A 20,324-nucleotide genomic window follows, 5' to 3' on the forward strand; every position below is an offset into this window, starting at 1 on the left:
GCGACCGCGCCGGGTCAGTACCAGTTCACGGCCTGGGAATGCCCCCACGCGCTGCACGGGGTGCCGTACACCGAGGAGATGTACCCGAGCCCCCAGGCGACCTGGGTGGCGGCGTTGGTCTGCCAATCGGAACCGGCTGACGCCATCTTGCTACCGGGGAGCGCCTGCGGGATCCCGGTGGCGCCGCTCGGGTTGTACGCCTGGTAGTTCCACCCGGATTCCTTGTTCCACAGGGAGTCCAGGCAGGAGAACTGGTCACCACCCCATCCGTAGGTGCTCGACATGAGCTGCCGTGCGGTGGCCTTGGCACCCTCCGGCGTGTTGGCTGCGGCCAGGGCGGCCGCCGCCTGCTTCTCCGCCGCGGCCCGAGCGGCGGCCTCCTCTGCGGCGATCCTGGCCGCCTCTTCCGCTGCGCGCTTCTGCTCTGCAGCATCGAGCGCACTGCGCAGCTCTGCGGTCTCGGCGACGACATCTGCCGTCTCCCGCTTCGCCTCCTCGGCGACGGGGACGACCAGGAGCACCGGAGTCACGTCGAGCTCTTCGAGCTTGTCGATGTCGCTCTCCAGATCGGAGGTGTCGACGGACGACGTGGTCTCGAGGTCGAGGCCCGAGCTGACGACCTCGCCGTTCAGCGTCTCCGCCGCGACGACCGCGACCTTCGCCTGCGTCAGCGTCGCGGACGCGACCTTCGTGATCTGCGCCAGGGGCTCCGCACCGGAACGGACAGCCGAGGTGACGGCGGAGGGGATGTCCACCGCACCCGACGCGGGCACGGACGCGAGACCGACGCTCACGGTGATGCCGACGAGAGCGGCCGCCGCCACTCCGAGGACGGACAGGGGACGGTGGATCGCTGTGCGGGCTGAGGCCGCTGCGGAGGCGCGCCGAAGCGCACGAGTCTTCTGAAGCATGGGGTCGACTTTCGGGTTGTCGTACGCCGTTGCAGGAGACTCATCGGGAGCTCGTCCCCGGCGCAGTGAACCACCCTGACTCACGAACCTGAACGAAAACCATCCCTCACCTGGGATTTACATGAGAAGAGGGTCTCGCACGCGCCATCCGGCGGTGCGAGACCCTCTCACTCGGAGCGTGTCCGAGGCTGGTGTCAGACGTTCGCGTCCTGACGCTTCAGGCGAGCCGTCTCCCGTGCACGGGTGTTCGCATCGAGGTTCACCTTGCGGATGCGGACGACCTCCGGGGTCACCTCGACGCACTCGTCATCGCGGGCGAACTCCAGGCTCTCCTCGAGCGTCAGCTGACGCGGGGGCGTCATCGACTCGAACGTGTCGGAGCTGGCCGCACGCATGTTGGTGAGCTTCTTCTCCTTGGTGATGTTCACGTCCATGTCGTCGGCGCGCGAGTTCTCGCCGATGACCATGCCCTCGTAGACCTCCTGCGTGGGCTGCACGAAGAACGACATGCGCTCCTGCAGGGCGATCATCGCGAACGGGGTGACCACGCCCTGGCGATCGGCGACGATCGAGCCGTTCTGACGCGTCGTGATGGAGCCCGCCCACGGCTCGTAGCCGTGCGAGATCGCGTTCGCGATGCCGGTGCCGCGCGTGGTGGTGAGGAACTCGCTGCGGAAGCCGATCAGGCCGCGCGACGGGACGATGAACTCCATGCGCACCCAGCCGGTGCCGTGGTTGGTCATGTTCTCCATGCGACCCTTGCGGTTCGCGAGCAGCTGGGTGATCGCACCGAGGTGCTCTTCCGGGGTGTCGATGGTGAGGTGCTCGAAAGGCTCGTAGGTCTTGCCGTCGATCTTCTTCGTGACCACCTGCGGCTTGCCGACCGTGAGCTCGAAGCCCTCGCGACGCATGTTCTCGACGAGGATGGCGAGGGCCAGCTCTCCACGGCCCTGCACCTCCCAGGCGTCCGGGCGTCCGATGTCGACGACCTTGAGCGAGACGTTACCGATCAGCTCCTTGTCGAGACGGTCCTTGACCATGCGAGCGGTGAGCTTGTGGCCCTTGACCTTGCCCATGAGCGGCGAGGTGTTGGTGCCGATCGTCATCGAGATGGCGGGGTCGTCGACCGTGATGGCCGGCAGCGGACGCACATCCTCGGGGTCGGCGATGGTCTCACCGATCGTGATGTTCTCGAATCCGGCGATGGCGACGATGTCGCCGGGGCCGGCGGAGTCGGCCGGGTAGCGCTCGAGAGCACGGGTCTTCAAGAGCTCCGTGATGCGCGCGTTGCTGGTGGTGCCGTCGGCACGGACCCAGGCCACGGTCTGGCCCTTCTTCAGCGTGCCGTTGAAGACGCGGAGCAGAGCGAGACGACCGAGGAAGGGGCTGGAGTCGAGGTTCGTGACCCAGGCCTGCAGCGGGTGCTCGTCATCGTACTCCGGAGCAGGAACGTGCTCGAGGATCGCCTCGAACAGCGGCTCGAGGTCGTCGTTGTCCGGCAGCGAGCCGTCGGCGGGACGATTCTGCGATGCGGCACCGGCGCGACCGGAAGCGTAGACGACAGGCACGTCGAGCAGTGCGTCGACATCGAGGTCGGGCACGTCGTCGACCAGGTCGGAGGCGAGACCCAGGAGCAGGTCGTGTGCCTCCTCTTCGACCTCCGCGATACGGGCGTCGGGACGATCGGTCTTGTTGACCAGGAGGATCACGGGAAGCTTGGCCTCGAGCGCCTTGCGCAGCACGAAGCGCGTCTGCGGCAGCGGGCCCTCACTCGCGTCGACGAGCAGGACGACACCGTCGACCATGGACAGGCCACGCTCGACCTCGCCCCCGAAGTCGGCGTGACCGGGGGTGTCGATCACGTTGATCGTGATCTCCTCGCCGCCTGCGTGCTTGCCCTTGTACGTGATCGCCGTGTTCTTGGCGAGGATCGTGATGCCCTTCTCACGTTCCAGATCGTTCGAGTCCATGGCGCGCTCATCGACGTGGGCGTGTTCACCGAAGGAGCCCGTCTGACGCAACATGGCGTCGACGAGAGTGGTCTTGCCGTGGTCGACGTGCGCGACGATCGCGACGTTGCGGAGGTCAGAGCGAAGGGCGTGCGCCATGCAGGTGTCCTAAAAGATGTGGGGTTTCGCCGGGAAGCCGACGTTCCAGGATAACGCAAGCACAGAGCTTGTTCCTGAAAGCAGGTCGTAGCATCGAGATCGTGACCAGACCGCAGGCTCCGTGGGACCTCCCCGACCTCTCCCCCGCCCCGTCCCGTGCGCGACTGTGGTGGGAGATCGCGATCGTCCTGGCGCTCGGCCTCGGACAGTCCGCCGTGTATGCGATCGTGCAGCTCGTCTACCGGCTCACGGATGAGGTCCCGATCGCCGACCAGGTCGCGAAGCTGAACCCGTCCCGGAGCGACCGCGAGATCTTCGACCTCATCTACCAGGTGCTCGCGATCGGGTTCTCCCTGATCCCGGTGGTGCTGGTGTGCTTCCTGCTCTGGCAGTCACGGCGCCCGCATCTGGCACGGCTGGGTCTGGACGGCACCAGGTCAGGACGCGATGTCGGTCGCGGCATCCTGCTCGTCCTGGCGATCGGCATCCCCGGCCTCGGTCTCTACCTCGCCGGTCGCGCTCTGGGACTCACCGTGGCCATCGACCCCGCGGGGGTCGACGCGTATTGGTGGACCGTTCCCGTCCTGCTGCTGGCCGCGGCCCGCGCATCGCTGCAGGAGGAGTTCGTCCTGCTCGGCTATCTCTTCACCCGGCTCCGCCAACTCGGCTGGAGTCCGTGGACGATCATCGTCTCCACGGCGGTGCTGCGGGCGAGCTACCACCTCTATCAGGGGTATCCGGCGTTCCTCGGCAACCTGGCGATGGGCCTGCTCTTCGGCTGGCTGTATCAACGCAGCGGACGCCTCCTGCCGTTCCTGGTCGCACACTTCGTGATCGACGCCGCCGCATTCGTGGGGTACCCCTGGGCGGCGGCGACGTGGCCCGCACTGTTCGGGCTTCCCGGCTGAGTCGATCAGACCGAAGCGGAACCGGCGAGGAGGATCGCGACGACCGCCCAGATCACGATCACCACGAGCGCGATGACCGCCGGCCGATCCCACTCGCGTCGGATCGGCGCATCGGACGCGGGCGCGGCGTCCCAGAGGTCGCGGATGTCCGTGAGTGCGTGAAGGCCGGATGACGGCTTGGGTTCGGCGTCCTCCCCGCGACCGGGGCGGGGTGGCCGGGCGCGGGCGGGTCCGCCGTAACAGCTGACCTCGCGCCCGTCATCCAGGGAGAACAGCAGCTGCCACCGCAGGCCGACGTCGCGCACGCGACTCCAGTCGAAGCGCGTGCGGCGGAGCATGTTCTGGACGACGACACCGTGGGCATCCACGCGGACATGCGAGACGTAGCTGATCTCGTACACGATCCAGAGGGCGAGCAGCACCCACGGAGCGACGAGCAGCATCTGCCCCCAGCTTCCCCGAACGGCGGTGTCGCCGAGCAGGAACAAGGCCAGGAGGGCACTGAAGACGAGGACGACCACGCCCGAGGGCGCGCGGTATGTGCGCGCGCCCTCGGGTTGTTGCGATGAGGTCACGCTCCGGCGCCTCCGAGCGTGAGGGACGCACCCGGGATCGCCTGGAGGAGGCGCTCGGTGTACTCCTCCTGCGGATTCGCGAAGATCTCGTCGACGGTGCCCTGCTCGACGATCTTCCCCTTCTCCATGACGCAGACGAGGTCGCTCGACACGCGGACGACGGCGAGGTCGTGCGTGATGAACAGATACGTCAGGCCCAGCTCGGACTGGAGGTCCGCCAGGAGTTTCAGGATCTGATCCTGCACCAGCACGTCCAGCGCGGACACGGCCTCGTCGAGGACGATGATGTCCGGCTTGAGCGCCAGGGCCCTGGCGATCGCCACGCGCTGGCGCTGTCCGCCCGAGAGCTCGTTCGGATAGCGACTCGCAAGGGCCTGCGGGAGGGCGACCTGCTCCAGCAGTTCCTTGACACGAGCCCGCTGCGACGCCTTATCGCCGACACCGTGGATCTGCATGGGTTCGGCGATCGTGCTGCCGATGTTGCGCAGCGGATCGAGCGAGCCGTACGGGTCCTGGAAGACCGGCTGCATCCGACGACGGAGACCGAAGGACTGCGCGCGCGACAGGTTGGACACGTCGCGGCCGTCGATCTCGATCGTGCCGCTGGTGGGATCCTCCAGCTTGAGCACCATCTTCGCCACGGTCGACTTGCCCGAACCGGACTCGCCCACCAGCGCGAGGGTCTTGCCACGCGGGATCTCGAAGGACACATCGTCCACTGCACGGAAGGCTTCACTGCGGAAGTTCCCCTGGCGGATCTTGTAGTCCTTGGTCAGCCCTGCGACGCGAACGGTCGGCGGGATCGCGGCGAGGTCGTCGCGCGTCTCGATGCCGCGGTCCGCGACCACGGCCTGGATCCGCTTCGACGCCACACTCGGTGCCGCCGCGACCAGCCGCTTCGTGTACGGGTGCTGCGGATCCTCGAGGATCTGTCGGCTCGGACCCGCCTCGACGATGTTGCCGCCGTTCATCACGATGATCTTCTCGGCGCGTTCCGCCGCGAGTCCCAGATCGTGGGTGATCAGCAGCACCGAGGTGCCCTTGTCCCGCGTGAGCGTTGCCATGTGGTCCAGGATCACGCGCTGCACCGTCACATCGAGAGCCGATGTCGGCTCATCGGCGATCAGCAGCTTCGGATTGGCCGCGAGCCCGATCCCGATCAGCGCCCGCTGGCGCATGCCGCCGGAGAACTGATGCGGATACTGGTGCAGTCGGCGCTCAGCATCTGCGAGCCCCGCCTGCTGCAGCACCTCGACGGTCCGCGCCTTGACCGCGGCACGGCCCTGGGCGATGCCGTTGGCTCGGACGGCCTCCTTCACCTGGAAACCGATGCTCCACACCGGGTTCAGGCTCGACATCGGGTCCTGCGGCACGAATCCGATGTCGCGCCCACGCACCGACTCGATCTCCCGGCGGCCGAGGCTCGTGAGTTCACGTCCCTCCAGCGTGACGGATCCCTTCGTCACCACGCCGGTGCCGGGAAGCAGGTTCACGATGGCCGTGGCGGTGGTCGACTTGCCGGAGCCCGACTCACCGACGATCGCGACGGTCTCGCCGGGCATGACGTCGAAGCTCACGCCGTGGAGGACCTCGCGCATCCCCTCCTGAGAGCGGAAGGCGACCGTGAGGTCGCGCACGCTCAGCAGCGGGGTCTGATCAGCAATACGATCGCTCATCGCCGAGCCCTCGCCTTCGGGTCGAGGGCGTCTCGGATGAGCTCACCCAGAGTCACGAACGCGAGCACCGCCAGGGTGAGCGCGATCGACGGATAGATGAGCGCCATCGGAGCGACGCGCAACGAGGCCTGCGCCTTGCCGATGTCGAGGCCCCAGGACATCACATCACTGCCGAGACCGACACCGAGGTACGACAGGGTCGCCTCGGCGACGATCGCCGCCGCGAGCCCGAGGGTCGATACCACGAGCAGCGGCGCGAGGGCGTTCGGGATGACGTGGCTCACGAGGATCCGGAACTTCGACTGCCCCACGGCCTGTGACGCCATGACGAAGTCCGCTTGGCGGACCCTCAGCACTTCTGCGCGGACCACACGGGCTGTGGAAGCCCAGGCGAACCCGCCGATCGCGAAGGCGAGCGTCCACACGGAACGGGAGTCCCGGAAGACGGTCATCACGACCACGGCGGCGAGGATGTAGGGGATCGCGAAGAAGATGTCCCCGACGCGCGAGAGCACCGAGTCGAGCCATCCTCCGTAGAACCCCGCGAGCGCCCCCATGATGAGGCCGAGGATCGACGCGATCACCGTGGCGATCAGGCCGACCGCGAGCGACGTCTGCGACCCCCAGACGATTCGGGAGTAGATGTCGCAGCCCTGGAAGGTGAAACCCAGCGGGTGCCCCTCGGTCGGGCCGCCGTTGCTGTTGGACAGCAGACAGTCGCGGTTCGGCGGCACCTGTGTGAACAGCGTGGGCCACAGCGCCATCAGCAGGAAGACGAGCGCCAGCACCACCGAGAACCAGAACAGCGGGCGCTTGCGCAGGTCACGCCAGGCGTCACGCCACAGGTTGCTGGGCTTGTCGGCGATGCGCACGGCGTCGACGTTGACGGATTCCGTCTCGACGGGAGCAACATAGTGCTTCTGAGTGGTGGGATCAGGCATAGCGAATCCTCGGGTCGAGCAGACCGTAGAGCAGGTCGATGACAAGGTTGACCAAGACGTAAAGGATCACGAAGACCGTCACGAACGAGACGACGGTCGGACCCTCACCGCGCTGAATCGCCTGGAACAGCGTGTTTCCGACGCCCGGGACGTTGAAGATGCCCTCGGTCACGGTCGCGCCGACCAGCAGCACTCCGAAGTTGGTGGCGGAGTTGGTGATGACGGGGATCAGCGAGTTGCGCAGCACGTGCACGGGCAGCACGCGATTGCGTGACAGCCCCTTGCTGTACGCCGTGCGCACCCAGTCCTGGTTAAGCGTGTCGATCACGGAGCTGCGCATCAGACGCATGCTGACCGCATAGAGACTGAAACCGAGGACTATGGCCGGAAGCCACAGACCTCCCCAGTCGTTGTCCGCGCCCACGGTCGGTTTGAACCAGCCGAGCTGGATCGCCAGGAAGTACTGGGCGAGGAAGGCGACGACGAAGATCGGGATCGCGATCGCGACGAGCGCGATCATGAGCGAGACGTTGTCGAAGAACTTTCCCTTGCGCAGCGCCGAGATCGTGCCGATGACGATGGCGAGGAAGAACTCGATGCCGATCGCCATGACGGCCAGGCGCCCCGTCACAGGAAGCGTCGCCGCGAGAACCGCGGAGACGGGCCTCCCGGAGTAGGTGGTGCCGAGGTCACCCTGGAATACGCCGGTGATGTAGTACCAGTACTGCACCAGGAACGGCTGGTCGAGGTGATACTGCGCGCGCAGCTGTTCGATGACCGCCGGGTTCGGGGTCTTGTCACCGAAGAGCGCGAGGATCGGGTCGCCAGGCATGGCGAACACGAGGAAATAGATGAGCAGGGTGGCTCCGAAGAAGACCGGGATCACCTGCAGAAGACGTCTCAGAATGTAACCGAGCATCCGCTTGTCCCTTCTTGAGGGCAAAGAAAGCGAGGCGAACACAGCCCATGAGGCGGTGACGAAGAATCGTCACCGCCTCATGGGTGAAGTGCCGTCAGACTTTACTCGCCGGCCTTCGTGATCTCGTAGTACAGCGGGACCGAGTTCCAGCCGAACGTCACGTTGTCGACGTTCTCGCTGAACCCACCGGTCACGTTCGAGTACCACAGCGGGATCGCAGGCAGATCCTGGAACAGGATCTCCTGTGCCTTGGTGAAGTCCTCGAGCTGCGCGTCGGGGTCAGGGTTGCTGATGCCCGCCGAGATGAGGTCGTCGAACTCGGGGTTCGAGTAGTCACCGTCGTTGGAACCGGCGCCCGTCGCGTAGAGCGGTCCGAGGAAGTTGTACAGACCCGGGTAGTCGGCCTGCCAGCCCGAACGTGCCGCCGTGGTGATGGTGCGGTCGTTGATCTTGGTGCGCAGGTCCTGGAAGGTCGGGTACGGGTCGCCCGATGCCTCGATGCCGAGCGTGTTCTTGATGCTGTTGCTCACTGCGTCGACCCAGGCGTCGTGTCCGCCGTCGGAGTTGTAGGCGATCTTGAAGTCGCCCTCCCAGGGAGCGATGGCGTCAGCCTCGGCCCAGAGTTCCTTGGCCTTCTCGGGGTCGTAGCTGAGGACCTCGTTGCCGGGGATCGAGTCGGACCAGCCGGCGATGACCGGGGACGTGAAGTCCGCCGCCGGGGTGCGGGTGCCGGAGAAGATCGTCTCGGTGATCTCCTCGCGGTTGATCGCCATCGACAGCGCCTGACGACGCAGCTTGCCCTCTTCGCCGCTGAAGTGCGGGAGGAACTGGCCGATGGTGAACGACTGGAAGACAGCCGAGGGCTGGTTGACGGCCCGGTCCTCGAGCTCGTCCTGGAAGACGGGCAACGAGCTGGTCGGGATCTGGTCGATCACATCGACGTCATTGCCCTGCAGGTCAGCGTAGGAGGCTTCCTGCGTGGCGTAGAACTTGATCGTCAGACCGCCGTTGGCCGGCTTGCGCCCGCCCTCGTAGTCGTCGTTGCGGACGAGGTCGATCTGCACGTCGTGCTGCCATGCGTCTTCGCCGTCGATCATGTACGGGCCGTTGCCGATGGGGTTCTGGCCGAACGCGTCCATGTCCTCGAAAGCGACGTCGGGAAGCGGGTAGTAGGCCGAGTAGCCGAGACGCAGCGCGAAGTCCGAGGCCGGCTTGTTGAGCGCGATCGTGAACGTGTAGTCGTCCACCTGCTCCAGACCGGTGAGCTCGGAGTCCTCGTCGTAGCTGAAGCCCTCGATGTCCTCGAAGAAGTAGCTGGAGAGGTGAGCGTTGGAGGCCTTCGCGCCCTCGTTCCACGCCTTGATGAAGTTGTCGGCGGTGACCTCTTCACCGTTGGTGAACGTCTGCCCCTCCTTCAGCTTCACGGTGAGGTGCTGAGGGTCTTCGGTGGTGATCTCCTCGGCCATGTCGTTGACCGGCTCGCCATCGGCGTCGTAGTAGACCAGACCCGCGAAGATCTCGTCGAGGATCTTGCCTCCGCCGACCTCGTTGGTGTTGGTCGGGATCAACGGGTTCTCGGGCTCGGAGCCGTTCGTGGTGATGATGGCGTCGGGATCGGCGTTCGAGCCGTTGCCACCGTCACCGTTGTTGCCGGATCCGCTTGCGCAGCCCGCGAGCGACAGAGCGCCGACCGCGAACAGCGCGACGCCCGCGAGGGCGATCTTGTTGCGCTTCACTTTGTGTCCTCCTGTGGACGTGGGAATTCTGCGCACTCACCATCGAGCGAGCAGGGATACCTGAGCGTAACCCGCACCTTCGCCCCCGCCGCGCTCAGCTAACGAACCGTTACTGAGTGGTGACCATCCGTAATCTCGCCGAAACACGCGCAGACACGAAGACGGTGCCGCACCCCACGGAGGTGCGGCACCGTCTGCTCACATGAGCACGAGAACTCAGGCGAACGCCTCCACCGGCGGGCACGCGCACATGAGATTGCGGTCACCGTAGGCCTGGTCGATCCGGCGCACGGGCGGCCAGTACTTGCCTGCGACGAGGGCAGGCACGGGATAGGCCGCCTCCTCTCGCGTGTAGGCGTGGTCCCACTCCCCCGCGATCAGCGAGACCGCGGTGTGGGGTGCACGCACGAGCGGGTTGTCGTCGGCGGGCCAGCGTCCTGCGGCCACGGCGTCCGCTTCCGCCTTGATCAGGATCATCGCCTCGATGAAGCGCTCGATCTCGTCCAGGTCCTCCGACTCGGTCGGCTCGACCATGAGTGTGCCGGCGACCGGGAACGACATGGTCGGCGCGTGGAAGCCGTAGTCGATGAGGCGCTTGGCGACGTCGTCGACCGTGATGCCGGTCGCCTCCTTGAGCGGACGCAGATCGAGGATGCACTCGTGCGCGACCCGGTCGTTCTCACCCGTGTACAGGACGGGGAAGTGAGCCGAGAGGCGCTCCGCGATGTAGTTGGCCGAGAGCACGGCTGCCGCGGTCGCCCGTCGCAACCCGTCAGCGCCCATCATGCGCACGTATGCCCAGGAGATCGGCAGGATGCCGGCGGAGCCGTAGGGAGCAGCAGAGATCACCCCGCCGTCGAACGTGAAGCCGCCGAAGTGCTCGGCGCGCTGCGCGAGAGGGTGCGAGGGGAGGAACGGCGCGAGGTGGGACTTCGCCGCCACCGGTCCGATGCCAGGTCCACCGCCGCCGTGCGGGATGGCGAACGTCTTGTGCAGGTTGAGGTGCGAGACGTCGCCGCCCAGATCACCGAAGCGCGCATAGCCGAGCAGCGCGTTGAGGTTCGCACCGTCGACGTACACCTGCCCACCCGCGTCGTGCACGGCGGCCGTGATCTCGACGACCTGCTCCTCGTAGACACCGTGTGTGGAGGGGTAGGTGATCATCAGGGCCGACAGGGAGTCGGCGTGCAGGGCGATCTTCGCGCGCAGATCGTCGAGGTCGACGTTGCCGAGCTCATCGGTCGCGACGACCACGACCTTCATACCCGCGAGCACGGCCGAGGCCGCATTCGTGCCGTGGGCGGACGACGGGATGAGGCACACCGTGCGGTGCTGGTCGCCGTTCGCGTGGTGGTATCCGCGGATCGCCAGCAGACCGGCGAGCTCACCCTGCGAACCGGCGTTCGGCTGCAGCGAGACGGCGTCGTATCCGGTGACCTCGGCGAGCCAGCCCTCGAGCTGCTCGATGAGCTCGAGGTAGCCCTGCACGTCGGAGGCCGGCGCGAACGGGTGGATACCGGCGAACTCGGGCCACGTGATCGCCGCCATCTCGGTCGCCGCATTGAGCTTCATCGTGCACGAACCCAGCGGGATCATGCCTCGATCGAGCGCGTAGTCGCGGTCGGCCAGGCTCTTGAGGTACCGCATCATGGCGGTCTCCGAACGGTGCGAGTGGAACACGGGGTGCGTGAGGTACTCGTCCTGACGGAGCAGGTCGACCGGAAGCGCCCGCAGCTTCTCGGCGCCGAAATTCCCGAAAGCCCGCTCGTTCTTGCCACCGAAGACGCGGGTGACCTGGTGCAGCTCTCCGAGGGTCGTGGTCTCATCGACCGCGATCCCGACCGTGTCGGCGTCTGCGACATGGAGCAGGATGCCGTAGCCGTCGTGCGCCTGCGCGGCGTACTCGGCCGCACGTCCGGGGACCCGCACCTGCAGGGTGTCGAAGAACTGGGCATGCACGATGTCGACGCCCGCCTCAGTCAGCCAGTCGCGCAGCAATGCGGCCTTCGCGGCCGTCTGCGTCGCGATCTCGCGGAGCCCGTCCGGACCGTGATAGACCGCATACATCGACGCCATGACGGCCAACAGCACCTGGGCCGTGCAGATGTTCGACGTCGCCTTCTCGCGACGGATGTGCTGCTCTCGCGTCTGCAACGAGAGGCGGTAGGCGGGCTTGCCGTCGGCATCCACGGACACCCCGACGAGTCGGCCGGGCAGCTGACGCTCCAGACCGGCGCGAACCGCCATGTAGCCCGCGTGCGGCCCGCCGAACCCCATCGGCACGCCGAAGCGCTGGGTCGTGCCGACCGCGACGTCGGCACCGAGCGAGCCCGGCGATGCGATCAGGGTGAGGGCGAGCAGGTCGGCCGCGGCGACCGCGAGTCCGCCCGCGAGGTGCGCAGCATCGAACACGGCGGTCGGATCCCAGAGCCGACCCGATGCTCCCGGATACTGGACGAACACGCCGAACAACTCGGCGGGCAGCTCCTCCCCCGCAGCGAAGTCGACGAAGACGAGCTCGATTCCGAGGGCCTCGGCGCGCGTCGCGAGCATCGCCTTGGTCTGCGGAAGCGCGTCCGCGTCGACGGCGAACACCGTGGAGGTCGACTTCGAGGCGCGTCGCGCGAGCAGCATCCCCTCGACGACAGCCGTGGACTCGTCGAGCATCGAGGCGTTGGCCGTGGTGAGCCCGGTGAGTTCGGCGACCATCGTCTGGAAGTTGATGAGAGCTTCCAGGCGCCCCTGGGAGATCTCCGGCTGATAGGGCGTGTACGCCGTGTACCAGGAGGGGTTCTCGAGCACGTTGCGCTGGATCACCTGCGGCGTGATGGTGCCGTAGTAGCCCAGGCCGATCATCGGACGGTTCACCGTGTTGCGCGAGGCGAGGTCCCGCAACTCGGCGAGCGCCTCGGTCTCGCTCGCGGCAGCAGGGATCCGCGACGTCGCGCTCCCGGCGTCGGACGACGGGCCGGTGTAGATCGACGCGGGGACGGCCTGACGCATCAGCGTCTCGACCGGACTCAGAGCGTCGTCTGCTCCGGAGATGTCCAGACCGAGAGCGCTGAGCATGGTGTGCTGCGCGGCATCCGTCGGTCCGATGTGACGATCGGCGAAAGTGACCACTGCGCGATCAGCCCTCCGTCAGTGCGACGTAGGCGTCGCGGTCGAGCAGTCCGTCCAGCGCGCCGGCAGCGACGGACACCTTGAGCAGCCAGCCGCCCTCGAACGGCGCCGCATTGACGAGCGAGGGATCGTCGACGGCCGCATCGTTGATCTCGACGACCGTTCCCGAGACCGGCGCGTACAGCTCGCCGACCGACTTGGTGGATTCGATCTCACCGACGACCGCTCCCGCGGTGACCTCGGTGCCGACCGCGGGAAGCTCGACGAACACGACGTCACCCAGCTTCTCTGCGGCGTAATCGGTGATGCCGATCGTCACGGTGTCGCCGTCAGCGGCGATCCACTCGTGTTCTTCGGTGTAGTGGAGTGCGGCGAGGTCGGTCATTTGGTCCTCCGGTAGAAAGGCAGGGCGGTCACGGTCGCGGGGATTCTGGTCCCCCGCACATCAAGGAATACTGCGGTTCCCGCGTCAGCGGAAGAAGGGTGCACATAGGCCATCGCGATCGGATGTCCGAGTGTCGGGCTGAGGGCCCCGCTGGTGATCTCACCGAGCGTGGTCCCGTCGCCGTCGACCACGGCGTATCCGGCTCGCCCGGCACGTTTGCCCTCGGCGACGAGGCCGACCAGCACCGGTGCATCGGAGGTCTCGTCCTGCTCAGCGGTGAGGAGTGCCTCCTTGCCCACGAACCGCTCCTTCGCCGTCACGACGACGCGACCGAGGCCGGCCTGCGCCGGACGGGTCTCGAGGGTCAGCTCGTGGCCGTAGAGCGGCATGCCCGCTTCGAGGCGCAGCGTGTCGCGCGCCGCGAGTCCGGCGGGAACGAGTCCGTGCGGAGCGCCCGCTGCGAGCAGGGCGTCCCAGAGGGCGACCGCGTCGTCGGCTGCGACGAGCAGCTCGAAGCCGTCCTCGCCGGTATAGCCGGTGCGCGCGAGGAGAACGGGCTTGCCGGCGTATCCGGCCGACGCCCAGGCGTAGTACTTCTGCTCATCCCAGGGGGTGCTGACATCGGTGAGGTCGGTGGTCGCCGCGAGGACGGCCTCCGCGTGCGGGCCCTGCACGGCGATGAGGGCGTAGTCGTCGGACACGTCCTGCACGACGACCCCGAAGCCCTCGGTGCGAGCGCTCAACGCAGCGGACACCGCGTCTCGATTGCCCGCGTTCGAGATGATGAGGTAGTCGTCCTCGGCCAGGCGGTAGACGATCACGTCGTCGATGATCCCGCCGGACTCGGCGAGCAGCAGCGAGTACTTCGCCTTGCCGACCGCCAGCGCCGACAGACGACCGGCTAGCGCATGGTCGAGGAACGCCCCGGCTCCGTCGCCACGCACGGTGAACTCGGCCATGTGCGAGATGTCGAACATCCCCGCGCTCTGGCGCACCGCATGATGCTCGGCGAGGTCGGACGTGTAGCGGACCGGCATCTGCCAGCCGCCGAAGTCGGTGAACGAGGCGCCGAGCGCCTCGTGGCGTTCACGCAACGGGGTGTAGCGAGGTTCGGACATGGAGTTCTCCCGGGCTGTGTCGGGCGGAACGGCGGCGGGCCGTCCCTCGGAACTCCCCCTCTGTCATAGGCCTGAGAGTTTCACCCGTGCACAGAGGCGGGGCTTTCACCGTCGGCGGATCCGCACGGTCGCGGGATCGCTTTTCAGAGTGGCCGGACCCGCGCGGTACGCATACCTGAGAGATTGGCGGGGAGGCTTGCTCCTTCGGTGCCCGGCTGCGTTCGCCGGGGCTCTCCCGCGTGGGTCATACGGCCTGTCTTCAGTTGTGGGTCCAGTCTAGCCGGTCGGATTCTCGGTGCCGGATCCTCCGGAACGGCCTTCGAATCACGCGAATGGTCCCGTTCTGGGCTCCGATGCAACCATTCACGCGATTCGAAGGCAGCCATTCACGCGATGTGAAGGCGGAGTGCCGACCGTCAGTGCACGATGCCGAGTTCGCGGCGGACCTCGTCACGGAGACGTCCGAGGTTGTCCGGCTCGGGCGCCGCGCCCAGAAGGGTCTTGGTGTACTCGTGCTGCGGGTTCAGGATGACCTCGTCCGCCGGCCCCCGTTCGACGACATCGCCCTTATAGAGCACCATGATCTCGTCGGAGAAGTGCCTCGCCGTCGCCAGGTCGTGCGTGATGTAGAGCACTCCCAGGTTCTCCTCGCGCTGCAGTTCCGCCAGCAGGTTCAGGACCCCGAGACGGATCGACACATCCAGCATCGAGACCGGCTCGTCCGCCACGATGAACCGCGCCCCGGGCGCGAGAGCCCGCGCGATCGCGACGCGCTGCCGCTGTCCACCGGACAGCTCATGCGGACGACGCTCGGCGAAACTCTCCCCCGGCGTCAACCGCACACGCTCGAGGAGCTCCACGGCGCGCTCCCGCACCTGCGTGCGCGACAGCTCCGGGTGGTGCAGGCGCAGCGGCCGCTCCAGGTGGTGCACGATCGTGTGGAACGGGTTCAGCGAGGCGAACGGGTCCTGGAAGACCATCTGCACATCCGAGCGATAGGCCTCCAGCGCCCGACCTCCGGTCCCCGACGGCTTCCCGTCGAGGAGGATCTCCCCGCTGGTGGGAGTCTCCAGCTTCATGAGCATCCGCGCGATCGTCGACTTCCCCGACCCGGACTCCCCCACCAGAGCGACCGTCTTGCCCGCTTCGATCGTGAAGGACACATCCTTCACCGCATGCAGGACGCTCGATCGGAACCCCGAACGCAGATGGAAGTCCTTCACCAGGTTCCGCGCCTCCAACGTCGCCGTCCCCCCGGCGCCGGTCGCGGCCTCTGTGGTGGTGTTCGCGTTCATCGCACGCCCTCCTGGCTGACGCCGGTGCGGACGAAGTCGCCCCGCTCGCCCTTGAGCGACGGGAAGCTCGACAGCAACCGCCGCGTGTATTCGTGCTGCGGGGTGCGGTAGATCTCTTCCGCCGTCCCCTCCTCGACGATCTGCCCCTGCAGCATGATCGCGATCCGGTCACTGATCTCGATCAGCATCGGGAGGTCATGCGTGATGAAGATCACCGCGAACCCCAGCTTCTCGCGAAGACGCATGATCTCCCGGATGATGCCGCGCTGCACGACCACGTCGAGCGCGGTGGTCGGCTCATCCATGATCATGACCTGCGGGTCGAGTGCCAGGGCCATCGCGATCATCATGCGCTGCCGCATACCGCCCGAGAGTTCGTGCGGGAAGCTCGTGAGCCGACTCGGATCGACTCCGACCAGTGTCAGCAGTTCCTCGGCGCGCTCCTGCTTGGCCTTCTTGCTCATGCCAGGGCGGTGCGTGTCGAAGATGTCGAAGATCTGCGCCTTGACGCTGATCACCGGGTTCAAGGAGTTCATCGCTCCTTGGAAGACCATGGAGATCTTGTCCCAGCGGAAGGCTCGGAGCCCTTCGCCATCGAGCCCGACGACGTCGATGTCCTGACCGTCTCGGTCATGGAACACGATCTCCCCGGCCGTCATCAGCGCGGGTGCCTTGAGAAGGCGGTTCATCCCGTACGCCAGCGTCGTCTTCCCGCAGCCCGACTCCCCGGCGAGGCCGAGGATCTCCCCGCGGTTCAGGGTGAGCGAGACATCACGCACCGCCTTCACCGGCGGGTCGACTTCGTACTCGATCGACACGTTCCGTGCCGTCAGCACCGGCTCGCTCATGCGGTGACTCCCTTGGTCTTGGCGGCCTTGCGCACACGACGCGCGGCCTCCGGCGCATTGCGCAGCTTCGGGTTGATGACCTCGTCGATCGCGAAGTTGATGAGCGACAGCCCGGCGCCGAGCAACGCGATCATGAGTCCGGGCGGCACGAACCACCACCACGCTCCGCGACCGAGCGCCTGCCCCGATTGGGCGTCGTTCAGGATCGATCCCCACGTGATCGAAGAATTGGGGCCCAGGCCGAGATAGGACAGACCCGCCTCACCGAGGATCGCGAAGATGATGGCGAAGAGGAACTGTGCCGCGAGCAGAGGGAGCAGGTTCGGCATGATCTCCACGAGGATCACGCGGAAAGAGCGCTCCCCCGCGACCTTCGAGGCGTAGACGTAGTCCCTCGTGCGCAGCGACCTCGTCTGCAGCCGCAGAACGTAGGCGGCGCCGGCCCATGACGTGATACCGAGCACGAACGCGACGAGCTGCCAGCTGCGCTGCGGCACGAAGGAGGCGATCACCATCACGAGCGGCAACCCGGGGATCACGATCATCACGTTGGTGAGGAGCGCGAGTCCGTCTTCCCGCCATCCGCCCAGATAGCCCGCCAGGACACCGAACAAGAGGGAGAGGATGATCGCGATGCCGCCGGCGGTGACGCCGATGAGCAGGGAGCCCTGAGCACCGATGGCGAGCTGGGCGAACATGTCGTTGCCGAGCTTGGTCGTACCGAGCCAGTGCTCCGCGGAGGGCGGCTGGAGCGCGGGGTTCGCGGTGCTGCGCGGATCCTGCGTGAAGAAGGGCGCGATGATCGCGAAGAGCACGATCGCGACCACGATGCTCGCGCCGACGATGAACTTGGGTGAGGTGCTGGGCAGGATACGGCGCCGCTTGCGTCCTTGCTGAGTGGCCAAGGAGATCGTGCTGGCCGGTGCCGTGATCGGCGGCTCCTGCGTCAGGAGCGGGTTCTTCGTGTCAGACATTCTGGCGAGCCCTCGGGTCGATGAAGCCATAGACGAGGTCCATGATGAAGTTGGCGGCGAGCACCGTCAGGGTGATGACGAGGAACAGTCCCTGCATCAGCGCGTAGTCGTTGTTGGTCACGGCCTGGAACATCAGCTTGCCGATGCCGGGGTAGGTGAACACCTGCTCCATGACGATGGAACCGGCGACCACGAAGCCGAGTGTGATCGAGAACCCCGCGATCGAGGGGATCGCCGCGTTGCGAGCCGCGTACGTCGTCATGATGCGTCGCGGACGAAGCCCCTTGGCCTCCGCCGTGAGCACGTAGTCCTCGGCGAGGGTCGACACCATCATGTTGCGCATGCCGAACATCCAGCCACCGACCGAACTGATCACGATCGTGATCGCCGGGAGGATCGCATGCGCCACGGCATCGGTGAAGAACGCCCACGTCGGTTCGGGGCCGTCCGGATAGTCGAACACGTCGTAGCCGCCGAAGATCGGGAACCAGCCGAGGCCGACCGCGAACACGGCGACCAGGATCAGGGCCATCCAGAAGTACGGGATCGACTGGAGGACGGTGGTCGCGGGGATCAGGTGGTCGACCCAGGTGCCGCGCTTCCATCCGGCCCAGGCGCCGAGCACGACGCCGAGGACGAAGGAGATGACGGTCGCGGTGCCGACCAGGACGAGCGTCCACGGAAGAGCGCCGGCGATGAGCTCCGTCACCGGAGTGGGGAACTTTGTGACCGAGACGCCGAGGTCGCCCTGGAACATGCGTCCCCAGTACGCCAGGTACTGCTCCCACAGGGAGGAGTCGTCGCCGCCGAGCAGGAGCTTGATGTTGCGGATGGCTGTCTCGGAGACCTCGCCGCCGGCCCGCTGCATCTTGGCGATCATGATGTCGGCCGGGTTCCCCGGCATGAGCCGGGGAAGAAGGAAGTTGATGGAGATCGCGGCCCAGAGCGTGAACGCGTAGAACCCGATTCTTCGTGCATAGAACTTCATGTCACTGTGTCCTGACTTCCTTCTTCCCCGACTCCTCTCGGTTACTTGACCGGCTGCAGCTGCGTCAGGACGTAGCCTGCCGCGATCGGACCCCAGGACGGCGGGAAGGCGTAGAGGTCTTCCTCGGTCGGCCAGCCCGTGAAGTCCTTCGTGTTGTAGAAGGTCTGCGTCGCGTTGATGACGAGCGGGATGTAGGGCAGGTCACGCACGATCTCGGTCTGGATCGTGCCGTAGAGCTCCTTCTTCTCCGCCTCGTCGTTCGTGCTGATGGCCGACTGGATCGCCTCGTCGACGACGGGGTTGTCGTAGCGGCTGAAGTTCCAGCGGCCCGCCGGAACCTCTGTGCCCACGGGGCTGGTCGACTGGACGGTGGTGCCGCCGAACCAGTCACGGTAGATCTGGAACGGGTCCGCCACGGAGGTGCCGACGACCCCACCGACGATCAGCTGGAACTCGCCACCCTGCCGAGCGTCGGAGAACTCCTGCCACTGCACCGTCGACGCGGTGATCTTGATTCCGGCGGCCTCGGCCTGCTCGGCGATCAGCTTCGCGGCGTCGTTGTAGTCCGTCCACCCGTCGACCGAGGTGAGGGTCAGCTCGAGGGGCACGCCGTCCTTCTCGTAGATGCCGCTCGAACCCTTGGTGTAGCCCGCCGCCTCGAGGATCTCCCCCGCCTCGGCGACGTTCGCCTCCTGCGGGCTGACCTCGTTGGCGGGGTCCGCGACCCACTTCTCGTCGCGCGGCAGCAGGGCGAACGTCGGCGAGATGTCACCGGTCAGACCGACGAACGCCTTGTCCTTGATGGTGGCGCGGTCGATCGCGACGTTGAGGGCCTGGCGCACGGCGACGTCGGTCTGTGGACCGGTGCAGCCGAGGTCGGCGTTCGAGCAGGTGTACAGGACGGTCGGGTCCTGCGGGGTGTTGATCCAGTCGATCTTCCCGTTGCCGGTCACGTCGTCCGGGTTCGGGATGAACATGCCCGTCCAGTCGAGCTTGCCGGCGGCCAGCAGATCCTGAGCGGTCTGGTTGTTGTCGACGGCGATGTACTGGACCTTCTTGACGCCGAGCTTGTCGGCATCGCGGAAGTTCTCGTTCGCGACGAGCGTGTACGACTCGCTCGTGGTCTTGTCGACGACGTAGGCCCCGGAGCCGACGGGCTCCTCGTTCGTGAAGTTCGCGAAGTCGGTGATGTCCGCCCAGATGTGCTCCGGGAGGATGTAGGTCGAGCCCAGACGCTGGAACTCGGTCGTGTACTGCGCCGAGGAGTAGGTCAGCACGACGGTGGTGTCGTCCGTGGCCTCGGCGGAGACCAGGCCGTTGCCCTCGGGGTTGTTGGCCTCGTAGTTGAAGGAGAACGCGACGTCCTCCGCGGTGAGCGGCTCGCCGTCGCTCCACTTGAGGTCGGGCTTGATGGTGATCGTGATCGCCGTGCCGTCCTCGTTGTACTCGAACGTGTCGCCGATGAGTCCGACGGGCTCGGAGTCAGCCGTCTTGTTGAAGAAGAACAGCGGCTCGTAGATCGGCCCGAGCGCGCCGTGGAGCACGGTCGGTGCGAACGGGTTGTAGTTCACGGCGATCGGCGTCTGGCTGCCGGCCCAGACACGAAGGGCGCGGTCGCTGTCGGCGTTGTCATCGCCGCTGCCGCCGGTGCCACAGGCGGTGAGGCCCAGGGCGAGGACGGATGCTCCGGCGATGGCGGTGAGCGCGAGCTTGCGCTTTCCGTTTCGGATCATTTCTCTTGTTTCCTCTCGGTGCTGCACTGCAGGAGGGATCGCTCCGGATGGAGCAGAACCCCGGGTCTGGGGTTCGCGGGCCCCGG

16 protein-coding genes and 2 riboswitches are annotated in these 20,324 nt (G+C 66.6%); of the genes, 1 reads left to right on the forward strand and 15 read right to left on the reverse strand.

Annotation, left to right across the window (positions count from 1 at the left end):
• Window positions 1-14: 14 nt before the first annotated feature.
• Window positions 15-911, reverse strand: coding sequence for an aggregation-promoting factor C-terminal-like domain-containing protein (locus KV397_RS10860; RefSeq protein ID WP_194239201.1), 897 nt, complete (start codon window positions 909-911; stop codon window positions 15-17).
• 194 nt (window positions 912-1,105) lie between these two features.
• Complete coding sequence (gene typA, locus KV397_RS10865) at window positions 1,106-3,019, reverse strand: translational GTPase TypA (protein WP_047522661.1); 1,914 nt, start codon at window positions 3,017-3,019, stop codon at window positions 1,106-1,108.
• Between the two features lie 101 nt (window positions 3,020-3,120).
• On the opposite strand from typA, the gene KV397_RS10870 reads away from it, so the two are divergent.
• The gene (locus tag KV397_RS10870; RefSeq protein WP_248569604.1) at window positions 3,121-3,927 is read left to right on the forward strand and encodes a CPBP family intramembrane glutamic endopeptidase; all 807 of its coding nucleotides are present in this window, start codon (window positions 3,121-3,123) and stop codon (window positions 3,925-3,927) included.
• Window positions 3,928-3,932: 5 nt separating this feature from the next.
• Here the strand turns inward: KV397_RS10870 and KV397_RS10875 are convergent, their stop codons facing one another.
• From KV397_RS10875 to KV397_RS10935, 13 genes are all read right to left on the reverse strand, one after another.
• A complete protein-coding gene (locus KV397_RS10875) occupies window positions 3,933-4,502 on the reverse strand; it encodes a PH domain-containing protein (protein WP_261811263.1) in 570 nt (189 codons plus the stop codon).
• Window positions 4,499-6,178: a dipeptide ABC transporter ATP-binding protein gene (locus tag KV397_RS10880; RefSeq protein ID WP_131491896.1), complete on the reverse strand. Its 1,680-nt coding sequence runs from the start codon at window positions 6,176-6,178 to the stop codon at window positions 4,499-4,501. Before KV397_RS10880 ends, KV397_RS10875 begins: the two co-directional genes overlap by 4 nt.
• A complete protein-coding gene (locus KV397_RS10885) occupies window positions 6,175-7,119 on the reverse strand; it encodes an ABC transporter permease (RefSeq protein WP_131491895.1) in 945 nt (314 codons plus the stop codon). The genes KV397_RS10880 and KV397_RS10885 overlap by 4 nt, the downstream gene beginning before the upstream one ends.
• On the reverse strand, window positions 7,112-8,038 hold the full coding sequence (locus KV397_RS10890; RefSeq protein WP_131491894.1) for an ABC transporter permease: 927 nt from the start codon (window positions 8,036-8,038) through the stop codon (window positions 7,112-7,114). Before KV397_RS10890 ends, KV397_RS10885 begins: the two co-directional genes overlap by 8 nt.
• A gap of 101 nt (window positions 8,039-8,139) precedes the next feature.
• Window positions 8,140-9,774: a peptide ABC transporter substrate-binding protein gene (locus KV397_RS10895; protein ID WP_134353353.1), complete on the reverse strand. Its 1,635-nt coding sequence runs from the start codon at window positions 9,772-9,774 to the stop codon at window positions 8,140-8,142.
• A gap of 216 nt (window positions 9,775-9,990) precedes the next feature.
• Complete coding sequence (gene gcvP / locus KV397_RS10900) at window positions 9,991-12,843, reverse strand: aminomethyl-transferring glycine dehydrogenase (RefSeq protein ID WP_407665300.1); 2,853 nt, start codon at window positions 12,841-12,843, stop codon at window positions 9,991-9,993.
• Window positions 12,844-12,904: 61 nt separating this feature from the next.
• On the reverse strand, window positions 12,905-13,282 hold the full coding sequence (gene gcvH, locus KV397_RS10905) for a glycine cleavage system protein GcvH (protein WP_046749583.1): 378 nt from the start codon (window positions 13,280-13,282) through the stop codon (window positions 12,905-12,907).
• The gene (gcvT, locus tag KV397_RS10910; RefSeq protein WP_261811265.1) at window positions 13,279-14,400 is read right to left on the reverse strand and encodes a glycine cleavage system aminomethyltransferase GcvT; all 1,122 of its coding nucleotides are present in this window, start codon (window positions 14,398-14,400) and stop codon (window positions 13,279-13,281) included. The genes gcvH and gcvT overlap by 4 nt, the downstream gene beginning before the upstream one ends.
• A 53-nt stretch (window positions 14,401-14,453) precedes the next feature.
• Window positions 14,454-14,552, reverse strand: a riboswitch (glycine riboswitch).
• Window position 14,553: 1 nt separating this feature from the next.
• Window positions 14,554-14,648: riboswitch (glycine riboswitch) on the reverse strand.
• Between the two features lie 168 nt (window positions 14,649-14,816).
• Window positions 14,817-15,695 (reverse strand): ABC transporter ATP-binding protein, encoded by an 879-nt coding sequence (locus KV397_RS10915; protein WP_131491890.1) that lies wholly within the window; start codon window positions 15,693-15,695, stop codon window positions 14,817-14,819.
• Window positions 15,692-16,543 (reverse strand): ABC transporter ATP-binding protein, encoded by an 852-nt coding sequence (locus KV397_RS10920; protein ID WP_047523249.1) that lies wholly within the window; start codon window positions 16,541-16,543, stop codon window positions 15,692-15,694. Before KV397_RS10920 ends, KV397_RS10915 begins: the two co-directional genes overlap by 4 nt.
• The gene (locus KV397_RS10925; protein ID WP_047523248.1) at window positions 16,540-17,517 is read right to left on the reverse strand and encodes an ABC transporter permease; all 978 of its coding nucleotides are present in this window, start codon (window positions 17,515-17,517) and stop codon (window positions 16,540-16,542) included. Before KV397_RS10925 ends, KV397_RS10920 begins: the two co-directional genes overlap by 4 nt.
• The gene (locus tag KV397_RS10930) at window positions 17,510-18,505 is read right to left on the reverse strand and encodes an ABC transporter permease (protein WP_047523247.1); all 996 of its coding nucleotides are present in this window, start codon (window positions 18,503-18,505) and stop codon (window positions 17,510-17,512) included. The genes KV397_RS10925 and KV397_RS10930 overlap by 8 nt, the downstream gene beginning before the upstream one ends.
• Window positions 18,506-18,546: 41 nt before the next feature.
• Window positions 18,547-20,238, reverse strand: a complete 1,692-nt coding sequence (locus tag KV397_RS10935) for an ABC transporter substrate-binding protein (protein ID WP_261811266.1) — start codon at window positions 20,236-20,238, stop codon at window positions 18,547-18,549.
• Between the last annotated feature and the right edge of the window lie 86 nt (window positions 20,239-20,324).

The sequence above is a fragment of the Microbacterium aurugineum genome (genome assembly GCF_023101205.1).
In the GTDB taxonomy this organism is placed as follows: domain Bacteria; phylum Actinomycetota; class Actinomycetes; order Actinomycetales; family Microbacteriaceae; genus Microbacterium; species Microbacterium aurugineum.